This is a genomic window from Erythrobacter sp. F6033, from assembly GCF_023016005.1.
Lineage (GTDB): Bacteria > Pseudomonadota > Alphaproteobacteria > Sphingomonadales > Sphingomonadaceae > Erythrobacter.
In genome coordinates this window covers 1,728,128-1,746,423 of the sequence record NZ_JALKAZ010000001.1, presented here as the reverse complement: position 1 = coordinate 1,746,423, position 18,296 = coordinate 1,728,128, and the positions used below count along the sequence as shown (strand labels likewise).

Here is an 18,296-nt window from a genome sequence, read left to right as displayed (position 1 = left end):
GTTTTGTGTGCATTGCGCTGCGCTGATTGCGTCGCGCTTTCAATAACTTAATGGGTGGCGGCGCAAATCGTTCCGATCGACCGCTGAGCCGTTCATGAGCTGAGATGGGCTGTTGGGTCGCTCATGATCGTATGAAATTGATGCCGAACGAGCAGCTTAGCGTCTCGCAATTCATCTTACCCTAAGGCGCAGTCTCCGATAGGGAAAAGCCTATTCAAGGGGGAATGAAGTAATGAAATCGGGTTTTCGTATCGGGTCAGGTGCAGCTGCATTGGCGGCGATGATGACCACGGGCCTTGCCCAGGCTGAAACGATCTCAGTCGAAGGGTATCTCCCGGCATCAAGCGACGCGGGCATCGAGCTTGAAGTGATTGCGGTCGATCCGCTGGATGGCAATCAGGGGGGGAAGCTCGGCTTTGAATTGAAGAAAGTCCTCGAACGCGCTGGTGTCGATAACAACCGGTGGTTTGATGTGGCGCCGGGCCGGAACACGCCCGTTGATGCGGTGATCCAAGGGTCGGCCGATTCTCAATCCTCCATCACGCAGCTTGAAGATAAAGAAGTCCGGTCTTGCGAGAAAAAGAACGAGGACAAGAAATGCATCCTGTACAAAACGACCTATTACGACTGCAATCGGTTCGAAGTGTCGCTTTACCCCGATATTGAATTGGTCGGGCGTGATGGGGAGGTGCTCTATTACGAGCGTGACGAGCTGTCTCGCACAGAAGATCACTGCGACGATTCCGGATCGCGTCCATCACGCAGCGAAATGACAAACGGATTGGTGCGCAGTTTCGCAAACCGTGTTCGAAGGGCGCTTGCCCCGCGCACCTACCGGCAAGATTATCGCATTCTGGAACGCCGCAAGGGATTGGAGAAGGCCGATCGCAACGCGTTCAAAGCGGCTGTAAAACTGACCAAGAGCAACGAGGATGCCGCCTGCGAAGCGTTTAAAGCGATTGAACTGCATGCGCCGGATCATGCATCTGTCCTGTTCAACGTTGCGCTGTGTTATGAGCGTTTCGGTGATTATGACATGGCTCGCGAAACGTATCAGCGGGCGCTCAATGCTTCGCCAGATAAGCCGATGACGCTTGAGGCATTTGACCGGGTCGATAGTTGGGAGCGCGGGCGCAATCAGGTTGCCATGCGGGCAGAGATAATCGCCGCGCGCTATGCCGAACCCGCTGATGCGGCGGAGGCACCAGCTGAATAGTGTAACGACTTATCCGATCAACTCGAACCGGTGAGTATGAACACCACGCGGCGAGATGCGGTTTTGGGCGGCCTTGCTTTTGGCGCGGGCGCAGCTGCGTTTCCGCTCACAGGGTGTTCTGCCGCTGACGGAAATGCAGACCCGGCACTGACCAAAGTCACGGTAATCGGCGCGATCCACGGACGTCACCGAGACAGCAAGCGCTATTCTTTGGATGTCCTGCGCCGCGCGATCATGCGCGCAGAACCCGACATAGTGCTCAGCGAATTGCCGCCGGATCAAATCGAAGAAGCCCGCTGCAGCTTTGCCGAGACGGGCAAGATCACAGCGCCGCGTGCCCGCGTGTTCCCTGAACTTACCGAGGTCGCATTTCCGCTGTCGAAACTCATGGGTTTCAGAATCACTGGCAATGCCGGCTGGAGCCGTGAATTGGCCGCCAATCGCACGGCTGCGCTGGAAAGAATTGAGAATGACCCGGTGCGCGCATCGCAATGGGCCGAGCATTTGGCCGCGCGAGCCGCATATTCTCGTGAGTTGGATGGTCGCGGCGATGATCCGCACTTTATCCATACACCGGAATACGATGCCATCGTCGAGCGCGCGCAAACCCCGTATCAGACATATTTTGACGCGGATCTTGGCTCCGGCGGATGGACACAGATCAACCGTGCGCACAATGATTTGATTGGGGAAACACTCGATTCCGTAGCGGGAAAGGGGCTCAAAGCCCTTGTGATCTTCGGCTCATGGCATAAATACATGATCGAGCGCGCCTTGATAATGCGCAGCGATATCGAGCTGTTACCGGCCCGTTCGCTGTTCGATTGAAGGGCGCAGACGGGGGCAAAAGTGATCGGCACTTGCGCTCAATCGAACGGGCCATTAGGGCCATCCTTGTTATTCAAAACCCAATTTAAGAGGGATACACATGAGCGATACTGCCGACCGCGTGCAGAAAATTGTTGTCGAGCACCTTGGTGTTGAAGGCGACAAAGTAACTCAAGAAGCCAGCTTCATTGATGATCTGGGCGCAGACAGCCTCGACATCGTTGAGCTCGTGATGGCTTTCGAAGAAGAATTCGGCGTCGAAATTCCTGACGATGCGGCTGAAAAAATCAGCACCGTTGGCGATGCGACCAAGTTCATCGAAGAACATAAGGGCTAATTGCCCCCGGCATGCCCGCATGGCGGGCGGCTGACCAACAGGCCCGAGCCCTTTGCAGGGTCGCGGGCCTGTAGTGTTTCTGCGTCACACAAATAACGCCCGTTCGGGGCTTTTGGAGAATGGTATGCGCCGCGTTGTTGTAACCGGACTTGGACTTGTCACCCCGCTGGGCGGCGATGTCGAAACCTCTTGGAAAAACCTGATTGCTGGCGAAAGCGGCGCGGGCCAGATCACGCGCTTCGACACGTCAGACCAGAAATGCACCATTGCGTGCGAGGTGAAAGACAAAGACCACCCTTGGGGCTTCGACGCGGATAGGCGCGTCGATCACAAGGTTCAGCGGCAAGTCGATCCCTTTATCGTCTACGGTATCGACGCGGCGGGTCAGGCTCTCGAAGACGCAGGCCTGACCGATATGACCGATGCGGAAAAAGAGCGCACCGGTTGTTCCATCGGCGCAGGGATCGGCGGGCTTCCGGGGATTGAAAGCGAAAGCCTAGTACTGGCCAATCGCGGCCCTGCGCGAGTGTCTCCGCACTTTGTGCACGGACGCCTGATCAACCTTGTCACCGGACAGGTGCAGATCAAATACGGCTTTATGGGGCCTAACCACGCGGTTGTTACTGCATGTTCCACCGGAGCGCATTCGATTGGCGACGCCGCGCGGATGATCATGATGGATGATGCCGATGTGATGCTGGCTGGCGGCGCGGAAAGCACCATCAATCCGCTTGGCATTGCTGGTTTCGCTCAGGCGCGTGCGCTTAACACCGATATGAACGACCGGCCTACCGAGGCGAGCCGTCCCTATGACAAAGACCGCGCTGGCTTTGTCATGGGTGAGGGCGCCGGTGTCGTTGTGCTAGAAGAATACGAACGTGCCAAAGCACGCGGCGCGACGATCTATGCCGAAGTGACCGGATACGGCCTTTCGGGCGATGCGTACCACGTCACGGCGCCGCATCCTGAAGGCAAGGGCGCGGAACTTGCTATGCGAATGGCTTTGAAGAAGGCTGGCCTCAGCTCGGGCGACATTGATTACGTCAACGCCCACGGCACCAGCACAATGGCCGACACAATCGAACTCGCCGCTGTGATGCGTGTGCTGGGCAAAGATTTGGGCGGTGCGTCTATGAGCTCGACCAAATCGGCCATCGGGCACCTTCTGGGCGGCGCTGGCGCGGTTGAGGCGGTGTTCTGTATCCTGGCCATGCGCGATGGCATTGTTCCGCCGACGCTGAACTTGCACAATCCGGACGACGGCACCGAAGGGATCGACCTTGTGCCGCTTACCGCGAAAAAGCGCGAAGTGCGCGCAGTGCTCAACAACAGCTTCGGCTTTGGCGGCACCAACGCATCGCTGATTATGCAAAAGGTGGACGGGTAAGCGCATGAAAAAGCTCGGCTGCATCGTCGGGCTGCTGCTCGCAATTGCTCTGGCAGCGGGTCTGTATCTTGGCGGCTCCCTGATGGGCAGCACCACGATCAAGCAGGAAACGCCATTTGTTATTCCAGCAGGATCATCGCTGAGCGCGGTGGCGAACAAGCTGGAAGACGAAAGCCTGATCGTATCAGCCGACGGTTTCCTGATGTATGCTCGGGTGCTGGGATCGTCTGACCCCATTCAGGCAGGCGAGTTTTCGCTCAAGCCGGAAATGAGCCAGGGTGACATTCTGGAAGCCTTTCAAAACGGAGATGTGATCCGCCGGTTTGTGACCATTCCAGAGGGCATGCCGTCGATCCTCGTTTATGAAAAACTGATGGCAGAAGAATTGCTTACTGGCGAAATCGAGGTTCCTCTCGAAGGGTCTGTGTTGCCGGATACCTATTCGTATGAACGCGGACAAGATCGCGGTGAAATCATCGAACAGATGCAAAGCGCGATGGACACATATCTCGCCGAAGCATGGGCGAAGCGCGGTCCGGATATCGCTGTCGAAACGATGCGAGAGGCGTTGATCCTCGCCTCTATTGTGGAGAAAGAAACCGGCACAGCGTCAGAGCGGGGCACTGTTGCAGGGCTGTATTCCAACCGCGTGAAAACGGGCATGTTGCTGCAAGCAGACCCTACGATCATCTATCCGATCACCAAAGGTAAGCCGTTAGGCCGCCGCATCCGCCAATCCGAGATTGCGGCTGTGAACGGCTACAACACTTATACACGTGTTGGCTTGCCCGACGGGCCGATCACCAATCCGGGGCGCGAGAGCATCGCCGCGGTGTTGAACCCGGAACGGCATAGCTACCTGTTTATGGTGGCCGATGGCACGGGTGGGCATGAGTTTAACGAGACGCTTGAGGGGCATAATGCCGCTGTCGACAAATGGTATCGCCTCCGCCGTGAGCGGGGCGAAATGTAGGCCAAACCCGAATGGCCAACCCGTTTATCGTCACTGCAAAACTGCCGTCTAACATTCAAGGCTGGGCTGATCGCCTGCGCCGCGCGCACTATCCGGCAGAGCGCAATCATCTGCATGCGCATGTCACAATGTTCCATTCCTTTGCACCGTCGTTGCTCGATGAATTGAAGGACTTCCTGCCGCGTGTTGCAGGAGAATTTTCGGCGCCAGAGGCAGAGATGAGCGGTGTAATGGACCTGCACACCGGCACAGCCATCGCGTTGCACAGCCCGCAATTGCTGTCATTGCGGGAATTCATTGCGGAGCATTTCCATGGCAGCCTGACCGCGCAAGATTTGTATGAGCCGCGCCCGCACATTACGATCCAAAACAAGGTGACCAAGCGCGAGGCGAGGGCGCTCCAGGCTGAATTGGCGCCTGCGATCGAACATGTCCGCTTTGAGTTTCCGGCTTTGGAACTGCATCTGTATCAAGGCGGGCCATGGGATCTGGTGAAGACCTGCGTGTTCCGCGGACGAGAGCGGCTTTAAAACACGCGCATCAACGGTTGACCCGCGCGCAGCCGCGCCCTAAATGCGCCGCTCGCTTGAGGCAATTGTCCTCGCGAATCCCCAATGGGGCGGAGTAGCTCAGGTGGTTAGAGCAGTGGAATCATAATCCATGTGTCGGGGGTTCGAGTCCCTCCTCCGCTACCAAAATCCAGCAAGCCAATTGCCCCAATGAGTCGTGGACCAATTCCGCGCTTGCTACCTCGGGCGGCATCAGATGGCATTGGAAGCCGAAGTGTGTGGCCATCCATCAACAGCACTCATGGCGATTTAGGTGCGCAGAATCTTGCTCAATCACCAATCATAAATTCAAATCGATAGATCGCTCCATTTGCGACTTGTGTAATTCTATTAATAATATTCAAACGATCGCCAAACTGGCAACTAACTTCACAAGTAAAGGCCGTTGCTTTGCTGCATGGAAAAGCAGCGCGTTGGATTATCACTAACTCGCTATTAACCATTCTTCCTTAGCTCTGCTCGCGAAAGCGCGAGGCCGTTTGCCTTGCGCGAGCAGGGGTGTTGCAATGCAATCGTCAAATCGCGCGCCACAGGATAGCGGGCAGCAAGAGGCCAGTTCAAACGTATCGGGTCACGGCTATGTCGCTGAAGGCTTCGAGCCGGTTGCGCATGCTTTTCAGGCATCGATCATGTCTGGCGAGGCACTGGGTGCGGCTTGCACGATTATGCATCGCGGAAAGACCGTGGTGGATTTGCACGGTGGATGGAGAGATTCTGCGCGAACGGAAGCGTGGGGCGCCGATGATATCGCGCTGGTCTACTCGCTCACCAAGGGGCTTACGGGAATGGCCAGTGCTGTCGCGGTTTCGCAGGGCCTTTTTTCCTATGATGAGCGCGTCTCCGATATCTGGCCCGAGTTTGGCGCGCATGGGAAAGAAGCAGTAACGGTAGGCGAGGCCTTGTCCGAACAAGCCGGGCTTGCGGCGATCGATTTAAAGCTCACCCTTAAGAATATCGGCGATGAGGAAGCGATCTGCGCTGCCATCGCTGGTCAGAAACCCAATTGGAAACCCGGCGACTACGCCGGGAACCACGCTTACACGCTCGGCTGGATCGCGAGTGAATTGATCCACCGCCGTGATCCACAAGGGCGGCGACTGCCGCAGTTCTTTGCTGAGGAAGTGGCCGGCCCGCTTGGGCAAGACGTTTTCATTGGTCTCCCCGAAAGCTTTGATCGCGATCGTATTGCAAAGATCGAAGGGTTCGGAATGCAGGACCTCTTCATTCGCCACACCACGATGCCGTGGGCTCTCACATTCAAGATGTGTCTGCCAGGTACGCTCGCATTCCGCACGTTGAACAATCCGCTTGTCCTTGAAGGACCGCAGGCACTCGACAATGAGGACTATTGGCGCATCGGGCAGGGCGCTGCTGGCGGCATGGCGTCGGCGCGCGGATTGGCGACACTGTACAATGCCTTTGCAGAAGGTGGCGAGAAACTGGGCGTCACGCCTGAGGTCATGGCCATCCTCACAAAAGGGCATCGGCATCCGCACAAGGGGCTGAAAGACAAAGTCCTTACCGCTGACATGTATTATTCGCACTGTTTCGAAAAGCCGTTCAGCGCGTGGGAATTTGCACGGACTCGCAGCGCCTTCGGAAGCTTCGCAGTGGGCGGTTCGCTCGCCTTTTGCGATCCCGAAGACGGCGTAGCTTACGCCTGGATCACCAATCAACTTGGCACCGCAAAGTGGGATGATGCCCGCGAAAAACTGGTGCGCGATGCGTTTTACACCTGTCTGGAGAACCGCTCATGAGCATCCGCCATGTAGTATTATCTGATCTTCACCTCGGCGCGCGTGACAGCTTGCTGACTCATGTCCATGGCAGCGGTGAAATCGCCGATGGCCCTTCAGAAGTGCTCGCCGCTTTTGCCAATGGTATGAGGGAAACGCTGCGCGATCAGGAGAAGCCGCAGCTTGTTCTGCTTGGCGACGCTTTGGACCTTGGTCTTTCACCGTTTGGTGATGTCTCGAAAAGCTTCCTACAACTCTTGGATGCTTTCTTCCCGGTTGATGGCATCGAATTGTTCGATCGGGAAATCATCTATGTCGCCGGCAATCACGATCATCACTTGTGGCGCATGGCGCAGGACAACGGTTTTCTTTCGGCGCTAGAGGCGGGCCAGGTCCCGGGTGATCTGGACTCGGTTACAAAGATTTTCGGCACACCCACGCATCGCTGCCGCCTGATGGAATCTCTTTTTGCCCATCGCCCGCATTTGCAGGGCGCGTCTGTCAAAATTGCCTACCCAAATTGGGGGCTGTCAAACGGCGAGACCAAGCGTGCGGTGGTTATGCATCACGGGCACTACCTTGATGGGATGTACCGCGCTCTTTCGAATATGCGCGCGTTCCTGGGCGATGGCGAAGCACGTCCTGACACTATGCGTCAGCTGGAGCAGGAGAACGGTCCATGGATTGATTTCCTGTGGTCCGATCTGGGTAGCGCAGGCGAAATCGGCGATGAAGCAGGCTCGCTTTACGAAGTCATGCTTAGCGCGGGTGCAAGCCACGATTTTGCTGAGAGCATTGCCCGCCGGATCACTGGCGGCCTGCATGCAAAGCTCGGCATCAATCCGAAAATGCCGCTTAAATACGGTGTCACGCTGGACAATCTGATCCGCGCCGCAGTCGACCTGACGGCGGGTCGCGCGGCAGAACGGCAACGCGATGGTTACGGCCATGTCTTGGGTGAAGACGAGATCGAAGATCTCGGTTGGTATCTCGGGACGCCGCTGGCGCATCAAGTGCGCGAAGAAATCTCGGATATGCCGCGCGAGCTTTCATTTATTTTTGGACACACCCACAAACCGTTTCAGGATGAACTCCTTGTCGATGGCTATGACGTACCCGTCGGCGTCTTCAATACAGGCGGCTGGGTGCTCGACGAGCCGACTTTGATGCCAGTGCAAGGCTGTGCTGCGATGCTTGTCTCTGACGAGCTCGAAGTCGCCTCACTGCGTCTGTTCAATGATCCGACCGATGGCAAAATCACGCCGGTGCGCGTCGAAGGCAGCGGCCGAGCAAGCCGATTGGTCGACGAAGCTTCCGCAGCTGTTGAACGCGCTGCTGACCATTGGGCCAATTTCTCTAACGTCGTTCACGCTCGCATTGTCGAGGAAGCCGATGTCCGCGTTCGCAAAATACTCGCACGATCAGATGCAGAGCTTCGGGAGGCCGCAGAATGACTTTTCAAAAACGTATCGCTCGCAGCCTCGATCAGGCGAAATCGCACTACACCGTTTTGGTTGTCGGTTCCGGCTATGGTGCAGGCGTAGCCGCATCCCGCTTGGCCCGGGCCGGGCAGGATGTCTGTATCCTGGAACGCGGCAAGGAAATGCTGCCGGGTGAATATCCGAACAAGATATCCGATGCTCAAGGTGCCATGCAATTTAGCGTCAAAGGCGGGCGGATCGGTTCGCCGGACGCCATGTTCGAAGTGCATGTGAACGATGATCAATATGCGCTTGTCGGATGCGGCCTTGGCGGGACTTCGCTGATTAACGCGAACGTATCGCTGGAACTGGATAAGCGATTGCTCGGCTACGAACATTGGCCCGCGGCATTCCGCGAAGATCCTCACGCGATTGACCAATATTATGAGCGCGCGAGAGAGATGCTTTCGCCAAACGTCTATCCTGAAACACACCCCACGCTGGGTAAACTCGAAGCGCTCGAGCACTCGGCAAAGACCATGGATAAGCGCTTCTACAAAACTCCGATCAATGTGAATTTTGAGGATAAGACAAATAAGTTTGGCGTGCCGCAACCAGCATGCACCAATTGCGGCGATTGCACATCCGGCTGCAATGTCGGCGCGAAGAACACCACTCTGATGAACTATCTGCCCGATGCTTCAAACCACGGCGCAGAGATCTTCACGCAGGCGAAAGTGCGCTGGATTGCGCGAGACGGTGATGTCTGGCGTGTCCATGTCGAGCACAATGGAGACGATGCCTCAGGTCAATCGACGACCATTTCCGCCGATCACGTGATCTTGGGGGCTGGCGCGATTGGCTCAACCGAGATCCTCCTCAGATCGCGCGAAAAGGGTCTGGCTCTTTCCGATCGATTGGGGACGCATTTCTCTGGTAATGGCGATGCTCTTGGCTTTGCTTATGACAGCTATTTCAAATCGGAAAAAGAAGGTGATGTGGTCACCGCAAACCCGATTTACGCGATGGGTGTCGGCACCAATGAAGTTGGGGAAGAGGCCTATCCTGGCCCGTGCATTACCGGCGTCATCGACATGCGTGACAATGAAGATCCTGCCAAAGGTCTGGTTATCGAAGAGGGTGTGGCCCCCGGCATTCTAGCCGCCGGATTGGGCCCTGCATTCTTCTTCGGCGAAGCACTTGCCGATGGCTTTACCCGCTTCGGTCTCGATCAGGTGAAGCCGCGTTTGCTGGATGCAAAGGCGATGGGCGAAGCGGTTCAGGCTGATCCCGGCAGTATCGCCGAATGGGCCTATAAGGGACCAATGGCGCGCACCTTGACCTATCTGGTGATGAGCGTGGATGATTCCGGCGGTCAGCTCTCCCTCGAAGATGATCGTATCACCATTCAATGGGCCAATGCCGGTGAGCAGCGCACCTATCGCCGCGATGATGACAAAATGCGCGAAGCGGCTGAGGCGATCGAAGCTCAGTATTTCTCCGACCCGCTCTGGTCAGAACCGATGGGGCAAAAGCTGATCACAGTGCACCCGATTGGTGGGTGCGGCATGGGCGATGATGCCGCTTCCGGCGTCGTTGACGACAGCTGCCGTGTCTTTGCGGGCAATAGTGGCACCGATGTGTATCCGGGCCTATACGTGTGCGACGGTGCGGCAATTCCCGGCGCGGTCGGCGTCAATCCGTTGCTAACGATCACCGCCGTGGCCGAACGCGCGGTTGAAAAACTTGCGCAGCGCGAAGGCTGGACCATCGATTATTCGCTTGGTGAGGAAACCCCACTGCCAAAAGCGGCCCCCGATGAAGAGCAGGCGATTGAAGAGCCACAAACGGTTCCTCACAAAGAAACGTTGAAGTTGTCTATCGCCAAATGGGTGGGCGGCCATGCCATCAATCCGGTGGCCGATGCTGTCACAAAAGTGGCCCAGCATTTTGAAAGCGGTGCGATCGAAGAGGGCAAAACCGCGATCCGGCAGCTGGTCAAAGATCACCCGGAGGCGATGAGCCCCGGCCTCGCTTTCACCGAAACGATGGCAGGTCATATCAGCGCGACTGGTTGTCACCATCGGCCATGCGGTCATGTTGAGCGTATCCGTGACGATTACGTCAACGGCTCAGCATGGGGACAGTCAGAAAATGGCGAATGCAGTTTCCTGCTAACAGTCACTACTGACAATTTGCACCGCATGATTGACGAGCCCGAGCACCGTTCGCGCATTACGGGCGAAGTTGTGGTCAGCTCTATCTCCGCAAAGCCGATGCCAGTGCGTGAAGGTACGTTCCGCTTGCTTGTTGCCGATCCGGACAAGGCGGAAAGCTGGAAAATGCTTTATGACATGGTGTTGGAGGGGCCGGATGGCCCGATCCATTTCCATGGCTTCAAAACGCTCGAACAGCGGGGACAAGGGAAAGCCCAAACAGACCCGTGGACCGATCTGACCACTCTGTTTGTTACTCTTCGTCACGGAGAGGATGAGCACGGCGAGCTGATCGGGCGCGGCGTCTTGAAGCTCGGCATTGATGAATTCATGCGGCAGCTAACCACGATTACTGTCCACGATTCTGATACGCTGGTGGGACATGTCGTCAATTTGATCCCCAAAGCGAAGAAGGCCATCGAAACGTACTTCGTGGCCAAATTTGCGGGTTTCTTTGCGATGACGGTGTTCCGCGCATATGGCGGGATGCTGGCGACACTCAATGACTTCGCGAGCAAGGATGCCGCATCGCTTTCGTACCGCGAACTGCACTTGCCGCCATCAGAGCGGCATATCGTTCCGACTGGCGATGGTGTGAATATCGGGCTTACCCGCTATCGCGGCGGCGCGCGCGGACCCATCGTTTTGGCTCCCGGTTTTTCTGTTCGCGCGTCTAGCTTTGCAACGCCAACGGTGGATGAGAATCTCACCGAAAGCCTTGTGGCTCAGGGGTATGATGTGTGGTTGTTCGATTACCGCGCCAGTGCGGATTCCGGCAACGATACGGAGCATCCACCGGAATTCACAATTGACGATATCGCCCGGCACGATTGGCCCGCTGCGGTGGCGAAAATCCGCGCTGTCACGGGTGCCGATAGCGTTCAGGCATTGGCGCATTGTGTTGGTTCAATGAGCCTGTTGATGGGCATCGGTGCTGGCTGGGTGACAAATGTCCGCTCTCTGATCAGTTCGCAGCTCACGCTGCATCCGGTGACAGACTGGCTCAATTACATGAAAGCCGACCTTGGGGTTGCCGGCATGCTGGGCGAAATCTCGCTGCTCGACGGGCATATGGATTTCGTCAGCCAAGGCAGCGAAGCTGACAATCAGATTGATGCCATCGCGTATCAAATACCTGTGCCAGAAGGGCAGGCCTGTAAGAACCCAACCTGTCGCCGTGTATTCGGTGTGTTCGGGCCCAGCTGGGACCATCGCCAACTTGGCCATGACACCCATCTCGCGCTCGGCAGCATGTTCAGCCGCGTTTCGCTGACTCCGTTTAAGCAACTCGGTGAAATCATGCACAAAGGTCTGGCAGTCGATGTAGATGGCAAGTCGATCTACACCGACGACGCGGCTGCCCGCAGATTGGCTATGCCGATCAGCTTCCTCTCAGGAGCCACCAATCAGATTTTTTATCCTGAAAGCGGACAACGCACCCGTGTCTGGTTGTCAGATCACAATGGCGGTTCGCTCTACAAGCAACGGATTATTCCCGATTACGGCCACATGGATCTGTTTATCGGCCGGAACGCGCACCGCGATGTCACGCCGTGGATTCTTGAAGAGCTGGAGCGTTTGGATCAACAAACGGAAGCCGGAAGCGACCGTAGAACCGCGTGACGCGCAACTGAGATATCGCGATCCTTGGCGTGCGCAGCCTTAGCGTGCGCCAAGGATCAGTCTCTGAATTCCGACACCGGTTTGGTCGCAAAGCAACCGACAAAATTTGCGAGAGTCTAAGCCGGGACTGCGATGACTTTCCGGCGAAACACCGATTGCCAGCTCTGTATTTCAGCGAACACCACATCGTTGGCAGCACGCATGATTTCAGAGGCATGACTGTATGTGATGGCGTTGTCAGACGCGTTCAATATCACGCCAAGCCGATCGGCTATCGCGTCCAGCTTTTCAGAAGTGACATCGGATATCTCGGCAAACCTTTCAAAATCGCCGAAATATCGAATGCCTGCGAGTGCACCGCCCAAAGTGGGCATCGCTACCGCAAGCACGGTGAACCATTTCGCCGACCGCGTAAGCCAATTGGGATCAATGACGGAAAACGCTGAAAGGCCCGCCAAGACGAGGTACAGCGCCACGAAGAGAACACCGCCGATGAATAGCCACTCAGAAAGGTGATCCAGCCCGTGATGGACGCGCGAAAGACGTTCTGATTTAGCGCGGTGGTAATTGCGTTGAGGGTCGACATAGTGATCGCGCAAAATGGTGAGTGACGACTTCAAGTAAGCTTCATCGACAGTGCACTCTGGCAATCCGACCGCTCTGTTCGTGTGTTTGACATACCATTCCGGCCAACGGCTCTTCGCACCGTGCGGCCACTCGCCCGCAGGCCGGGCAACGCCCAAAATGCTGAGCATCGGACTGTATCTTAGATATTCTGCTGCACGCCTTGTCTCAAACCATCGGTCATGAATGCGAAGCTTTCGACCGATTGATGTGTTGAGCAAGATTGCAAGCAGGAACGCCAGCTCGATCGAGGCGAATATCCACTTTTGTGCCGGATCAACCAGCGGCAAGTAAAGAATACCGCCAATAATCGCGCAGGCACCAAGGATGAAGTTGAGCGTCATTCCCGAACGGTGACGGTCTGAAAGGTGCGCGGAAATTCCGTCCAACCAAGCGAAACGCGGCAAAATCTGCTGGGTTATGCTTTCGTCCACAGAGCTACCGCCCGGTGACATTGCACTTGCAGCAACGATAAGGGCTTTTGCGCTGCCCGCTGCGATCTCTTCAGGTCGCTCATAGGTTTGCCGCACTGATGCAAACCTGCGCCAAACACCCGTTTCGCCAAACAGCATTTCTGTGCGACGAAATGCATGGCTCAATACACTGCTCTGGTCCCGCCAATGCTCGGCGTCGAGAGTCTTGAGACCGGAATGATCGCCGCTATCACCTTTCTCACCGACCGATACAGCGGCCAAGACGATTTGGTGAAGCGAGGACAATCGGTCGCTGCTTTCCGAATAGACGGTAGTCGACGCCAAATCCTCAGGCGCCAGCACCACTCGCCACGCATCCGGGGTCACGGGATCGATCAAGAGCACGGGGATACCAGCGTTGAGCGCAGCCAAGGCAGTGTGCCCGGTGCCGCCGATATTCGCCGTCGTCGCTTGGTCCCATATCGCGATGACCAGATCGGACTGTTCTATTAAAATTCGGCCCGCCAGAGCCACACGCTTCCCAGATTCGGAAGCGAACTGGGCGGTCGCAGAAGCGTCTGATTGTTTGCTCAGAGAGGCCAGAAAAAGCTCTGTTAATCGCGCATCGTCATCAGCAAGTTCGAAAACTCGGCTCTTGTTCATAAGATCGCTGATGGCTGCCAAACGGTTGGCGGCTTCGCTATCTGCGACCTGTTGACCCGCAAGAACTGCCTTTGCATCAGCCACAGTCTGGACATCGGCATTGATTGCCGCGTTCAATGCCTGGCCAAAGGGAAGGGGTGTCGAAAGATCCCATCCCCGATCAAGGCCGCGCCTTGCCGCGTGATGGTCTGCGCCATCGGACAAAAGCGTATGCAATCGGACGGATGGAGCGCCGATTGATACCGTACTTTCTTGAAAATCCTTCAGTACTGCGTCGATCTCACAAAAGATCTGATCGATCGCCGCATCAAGCTGGCTCGTGTCGTTTGGAAAAGAAGAATGCGAAGCGCGATGCCCGGTCACACTGAGAGAAAAACACGGATTGGGCAGCGGCGGTGCGCTCCCTTTGTCTTTAGCCGAAGTGGAATTCGCAGGAATGACTGAAAGTCCTTTGTCGTCGATCTCTTCGGGCGCTCAAAATTCGATACGCATTTCCCAGGGATAATCCAACAGTTTGGCGTGTTGGCGGATTACTCAATTCAGCTTGCGGGATAGGTGCGCCGCGTTTTGGCCGAGGATCGACGAGCCAATGCCTTCGCCTTGGCTATCCAATCAAGATAATGGGCGACATCGACGTAAACCGATGGCGTACCGATTATGCCGCACCCTTTCCCACCAGAGACGAGGCCGACGAGGGTATCGGTCCTCAGATCGACCAGTGGGCCGCCACTGTCACCCCGGCAGCTATCGATTCCGGTCTTTGTGCCGGCACAAAGCTGACCCGGACGAATTCTCAACCGATTTGCGCGGAAGACTCTGTTGTTGTTGCAGATGTTAGGGGCATACAGGTCGAGCAAGCCGCCTTGCAGCCGGTCAAACGCTCTATACTGGAATTGCCCATCCAGTCCGCGCGCATTCGAGGAACTGGCCGTCCTTCGTACATAGCCCCAGCCGCTCAACATCAATCGGCCCGGACGAGGCACAAATCGAGCGCTTGGCGGAAGTTTGGCTCTGCGGACTTGCTGCATCCTCGGTTCAGATACCAGTTCGATCAATGCGATGTCATTGCGGAGCGTTTTGCTGTCATAGTCACGGTGCGTGATGACAGTCCGGATCGGGATAAGGTTGTCCAGATTATCGACCCTATGCGAACCGAGCCGAATTCTTCGACCGTCGAAAAACCGCTTGTTGCTAAGCGTCTTGCTGTAAACGCAGTGTGCCGCCGTCAAAAGAAACCGGTCGCCGATATAGACTGCACCGCAGGTGTGGTTGATTTCCCAATCTTTCAGCGCTCGTCCGAATTGTTTGACCTGATCGGCGCGTGCGCTGGCTCCGTGATACGCTTTGGTGCTCGGCCCGAAGAGCGATACTTGGCCCTGCCATGGAGCCGTATCGAGGCGCAGATCGACCCCACGCGTTACCCGACGGGTTGTGGGAAAAAATGCCTTGCGAAATTGAATGATGTTTTCACTGCATAGCTGAAGATGAGGCCCGCTATCGGTTTCGCCTTCCAGATCGCTGTTTTGGTCAGGCATGTCCGGCGCATGACATTGGTAGCTTTCATCTTGAAGAAATTCAGCACGGGTATCTTTCGCCGTTTCATAGGAAAGCAATGTGATCGCGGCCTCCCAGTCGTCGTAGTCGCGAAGCTTAAAAGAGCGTGCAACCTTGGCAAATTCCGCGTCATCAAAGCTGTTGAACAGGTTTAAGAAACGGCTGGCTGGTGTTTTGTCAGCGCGCGCGAGCAAGAGACCCATTGTCCCTCGCTGACCTTCATCAAGTTGCGCGATCATACGGGTAAAAACCCTGACCCCGTCGCTTGTCAGGCTGTCATAGAAGGACCTGAATTCGGCCAGTTCTTCATCATAGAGCTCGGCAATTACCTGATCATACGCATCCTGCGGTGCAGCCAAAACGGGATTTGGCGTTTGAATTGAGGCATTTGCCGGAGCGCTGATTGCCCCAACACTCAGAGCCAGAAGACACCAAAAGCCCGGGATCGAGAACGATCCGAGCTTTTGGCGTAATTCTGTGAAATCCATTGTCATGGATAGTTCTCAATCAGGCCTCGTTCTAACCGAGGCGATTGAGATGGCCGATCACTGATCGACCGGATTTCCATCGGGGTCCAACTCACCAGTGGCTTCGTCAGATGCGACCATCGCGTCGTCCGTTGAATCTTCTTCAGCTACGACTTCAGCAGTTTCTGGTGCGTCTGCTTCTTCGGCTTCTGGCGCACATGCCGCGAGGCCCAGTGCAGTACCGAACACGACAGTGGAAAGGACGATTTTCTTCATAATACCCCCTATTGGTAGACGTTAAGCGAACCCAAGTCGCCGTTGTAATGACTGAAAAGCTGGAGCTTGTCGAATGGGATCGAGATTCTGGTCCGAATGGGAAAGGACGAGCCCGGAATCTCCAACTTCATACGAGCGATTGAGCAATTCCAGTGCCTCTTGCGGTCGGTCCCATTGCGCCATCACTTGCGCTTGTTGGTACAGGCTGTTTTCGCCAAATTCGTCGACCATGGCATCAAATGCGGTCTCTGCCGCTTTGGGATTGCCAGCTTTCTGTTCAAGCATGGCGATGCCTGAAAGCCTCGACAGAACGCTCGGTTCCTTTGCGTAGAACTCTCTTGCCTCATCGAAGCGATTTTCAAATCTGGCAATGTCGCCCAAGATCCGGTTGGCGATGCTCGTCCCTTCATTCAGTGAGAGAGCACGGCGTGCTTCCTCGGTGGCTTTGGGGTAATTTCTCGCGGCGAATTCTAGGACGGCACTGGCACGAAATACTGGTGCGTTCAGGGGGTCCAAGCGTTCTGCGCGGGCGATTGAATCGCGGCCCTTTGCGAAAGATCCAATGAACGAAGCGAACAGGGCATAGCTCATCAGGATCCGCGCATTGCCATAACCCAATTCAAAGCTGCGGTCATAGGGCTGCCGGGCGCCTGCCATATCAAGCGAGCCATTCGTCAAAGCCGAACCCAGAGCCGAATGCCCTTCGGCCAAGTCTGGGGCCAGAGCGATGGCTTGCTGCGCGGCCTCGGTAGCTTGCCGATAATAGGATTTAAGCTCATCAGCGCTCGACGCATGCCGATTGCCGACCGCAGTTAATACACGAGAGCGGGCTGCGTGTGCGGCACCATAGCTTGAATCCAGTTCGATCGCCTGATCTAACGCTGCAAGAGCGGCTCGATCTGTGCCTTCTTCTGCTCCTGCGCGGCCATAAAGGTCGACCCCGCGCATATAGGCATCAAGCGCATCGCTGCTATCGGTCCCGCCGATACGGGTGGTTCCAAGCCCATCCTGCCCGGCGAAGTTTGCAATGAGCGAGTCAACCACACGCGTTGCGATCTCTGTCTGGACCGACAAAACGTCGTCCAATTCCCGATCAAACTGATCGGACCAAACCTCAAGGTCGTTTGACCCGTCGATTAACCGCACAGCGATACGCATTCTATTGCCGGAACGACGGACGCTGCCTTCCAGCACATTGGCGACGTCCAATGCGCTTGCGATCGCGCTTGCCGTTTGGGTGCCGTCGGAAAACTTGTCAGATGAGGTTTGAGCAGCAACCGCCAATTGGCGATTTAGGCTGAGAATGCTCCGCAATTCTTCTGCAAGTCCGGCGGAGAAATAGTCTTGCTCACGATCACCACTGAGGTTTTCAAACGACATTACAGCGATGCTATTCGGTGTGTTTCCGCCACCAAATAGCCCAGCCTGCCAAGCTGCATAGCCACCACCCAGTGCCGCCAATGACAATCCGCCAGCGATCAATGCGCCGCGCCGTGTCGGTTCGCCAGCAGATGGTGCAACAGGCAGGGCAGTGCTTCCCGTGTCATCGCTACCTTGCATTCGGTTCAACGCTTCGAGCACCTGCGCAAACGCCGGTCGCGCTGTTACGCCACCTTCTCCTGACAGATCGATGTATTGCGTTTGACGAAAACCGAGCGGTGGCTCTGTTCCGTCCAGAGAAACCGAAAGGAGGCGTTTTCTGTCGCGTCCACGGGTGGCCTCATCACGGACCCAATCCGAATTGACCGAAGTAGCCGTCCACATGACCAGAACGACGCTCGCCGTTTCGAGTGCGTTTTCGGTAACCTGAGAAAACCGGTCCCCACCTTTGAGCATGCCGTCCCACCACAGTGAGTGCCCTTCTTGCTCTAAGGCGTTGATGATCGGGAGGACTTGCTCTCGATCAGCGCGCGAATAGCTAAAGAAGATCGACTTTGCGGAGTCACCAGAAGGGATGGTGTCGCTCAATGTGTTCCCCCGTTGAGTTTCAATG

At 56.1% G+C, this 18,296-nt stretch carries 13 protein-coding genes and 1 tRNA gene; 10 read left to right on the top strand and 4 right to left on the bottom strand.

The annotated features are described in order from the left end of the window. Window positions 1–232: 232 nt before the first annotated feature. The 10 genes from MWU39_RS08285 (at window position 233) to MWU39_RS08240 (ending at window position 12,306) form a co-directional block, all read left to right on the top strand. On the top strand, window positions 233–1,216 hold the full coding sequence (locus MWU39_RS08285; RefSeq protein WP_247159527.1) for a tetratricopeptide repeat protein: 984 nt from the start codon (window positions 233–235) through the stop codon (window positions 1,214–1,216). 36 nt (window positions 1,217–1,252) lie between these two features. Next, window positions 1,253–2,044 (top strand): hypothetical protein, encoded by a 792-nt coding sequence (locus MWU39_RS08280; protein WP_247159526.1) that lies wholly within the window; start codon window positions 1,253–1,255, stop codon window positions 2,042–2,044. A 100-nt stretch (window positions 2,045–2,144) separates the two neighbouring features. Next, window positions 2,145–2,381: an acyl carrier protein gene (locus MWU39_RS08275; RefSeq protein WP_067596821.1), complete on the top strand. Its 237-nt coding sequence runs from the start codon at window positions 2,145–2,147 to the stop codon at window positions 2,379–2,381. 124 nt (window positions 2,382–2,505) lie between these two features. Next, on the top strand, window positions 2,506–3,768 hold the full coding sequence (fabF, locus tag MWU39_RS08270) for a beta-ketoacyl-ACP synthase II (protein WP_247159525.1): 1,263 nt from the start codon (window positions 2,506–2,508) through the stop codon (window positions 3,766–3,768). A gap of 4 nt (window positions 3,769–3,772) precedes the next feature. Then, on the top strand, window positions 3,773–4,741 hold the full coding sequence (gene mltG / locus MWU39_RS08265) for an endolytic transglycosylase MltG (protein WP_247159524.1): 969 nt from the start codon (window positions 3,773–3,775) through the stop codon (window positions 4,739–4,741). An 11-nt stretch (window positions 4,742–4,752) separates the two neighbouring features. Further along, a complete protein-coding gene (locus MWU39_RS08260) occupies window positions 4,753–5,271 on the top strand; it encodes a 2'-5' RNA ligase family protein (RefSeq protein WP_247159523.1) in 519 nt (172 codons plus the stop codon). An 88-nt stretch (window positions 5,272–5,359) separates the two neighbouring features. Beyond that, window positions 5,360–5,436 (top strand) — tRNA-Met (locus MWU39_RS08255). A gap of 380 nt (window positions 5,437–5,816) precedes the next feature. Next, window positions 5,817–7,067 (top strand): serine hydrolase domain-containing protein, encoded by a 1,251-nt coding sequence (locus MWU39_RS08250; RefSeq protein WP_247159522.1) that lies wholly within the window; start codon window positions 5,817–5,819, stop codon window positions 7,065–7,067. Then, on the top strand, window positions 7,064–8,500 hold the full coding sequence (locus tag MWU39_RS08245; RefSeq protein WP_247159521.1) for a metallophosphoesterase: 1,437 nt from the start codon (window positions 7,064–7,066) through the stop codon (window positions 8,498–8,500). Before MWU39_RS08250 ends, MWU39_RS08245 begins: the two co-directional genes overlap by 4 nt. Beyond that, window positions 8,497–12,306: a GMC family oxidoreductase N-terminal domain-containing protein gene (locus MWU39_RS08240; RefSeq protein WP_247159520.1), complete on the top strand. Its 3,810-nt coding sequence runs from the start codon at window positions 8,497–8,499 to the stop codon at window positions 12,304–12,306. Before MWU39_RS08245 ends, MWU39_RS08240 begins: the two co-directional genes overlap by 4 nt. Before the next feature lie 116 nt (window positions 12,307–12,422). On the opposite strand, the gene MWU39_RS08235 is transcribed toward MWU39_RS08240, so the two are convergent. The 4 genes from MWU39_RS08235 to MWU39_RS08220 form a co-directional block, all read right to left on the bottom strand. Continuing rightward, the gene (locus tag MWU39_RS08235) at window positions 12,423–14,123 is read right to left on the bottom strand and encodes a hypothetical protein (protein ID WP_247159519.1); all 1,701 of its coding nucleotides are present in this window, start codon (window positions 14,121–14,123) and stop codon (window positions 12,423–12,425) included. A gap of 422 nt (window positions 14,124–14,545) precedes the next feature. Next, window positions 14,546–16,048, bottom strand: coding sequence for a serine protease (locus MWU39_RS08230; RefSeq protein ID WP_247159518.1), 1,503 nt, complete (start codon window positions 16,046–16,048; stop codon window positions 14,546–14,548). A gap of 57 nt (window positions 16,049–16,105) precedes the next feature. Continuing rightward, complete coding sequence (locus tag MWU39_RS08225) at window positions 16,106–16,303, bottom strand: hypothetical protein (protein ID WP_247159517.1); 198 nt, start codon at window positions 16,301–16,303, stop codon at window positions 16,106–16,108. 21 nt (window positions 16,304–16,324) lie between these two features. Further along, window positions 16,325–18,271 carry a TIR domain-containing protein gene (locus MWU39_RS08220; RefSeq protein ID WP_247159516.1) on the bottom strand — a complete coding sequence of 649 codons (1,947 nt, stop codon included), beginning with the start codon at window positions 18,269–18,271 and terminating at the stop codon, window positions 16,325–16,327. Between the last annotated feature and the right edge of the window lie 25 nt (window positions 18,272–18,296).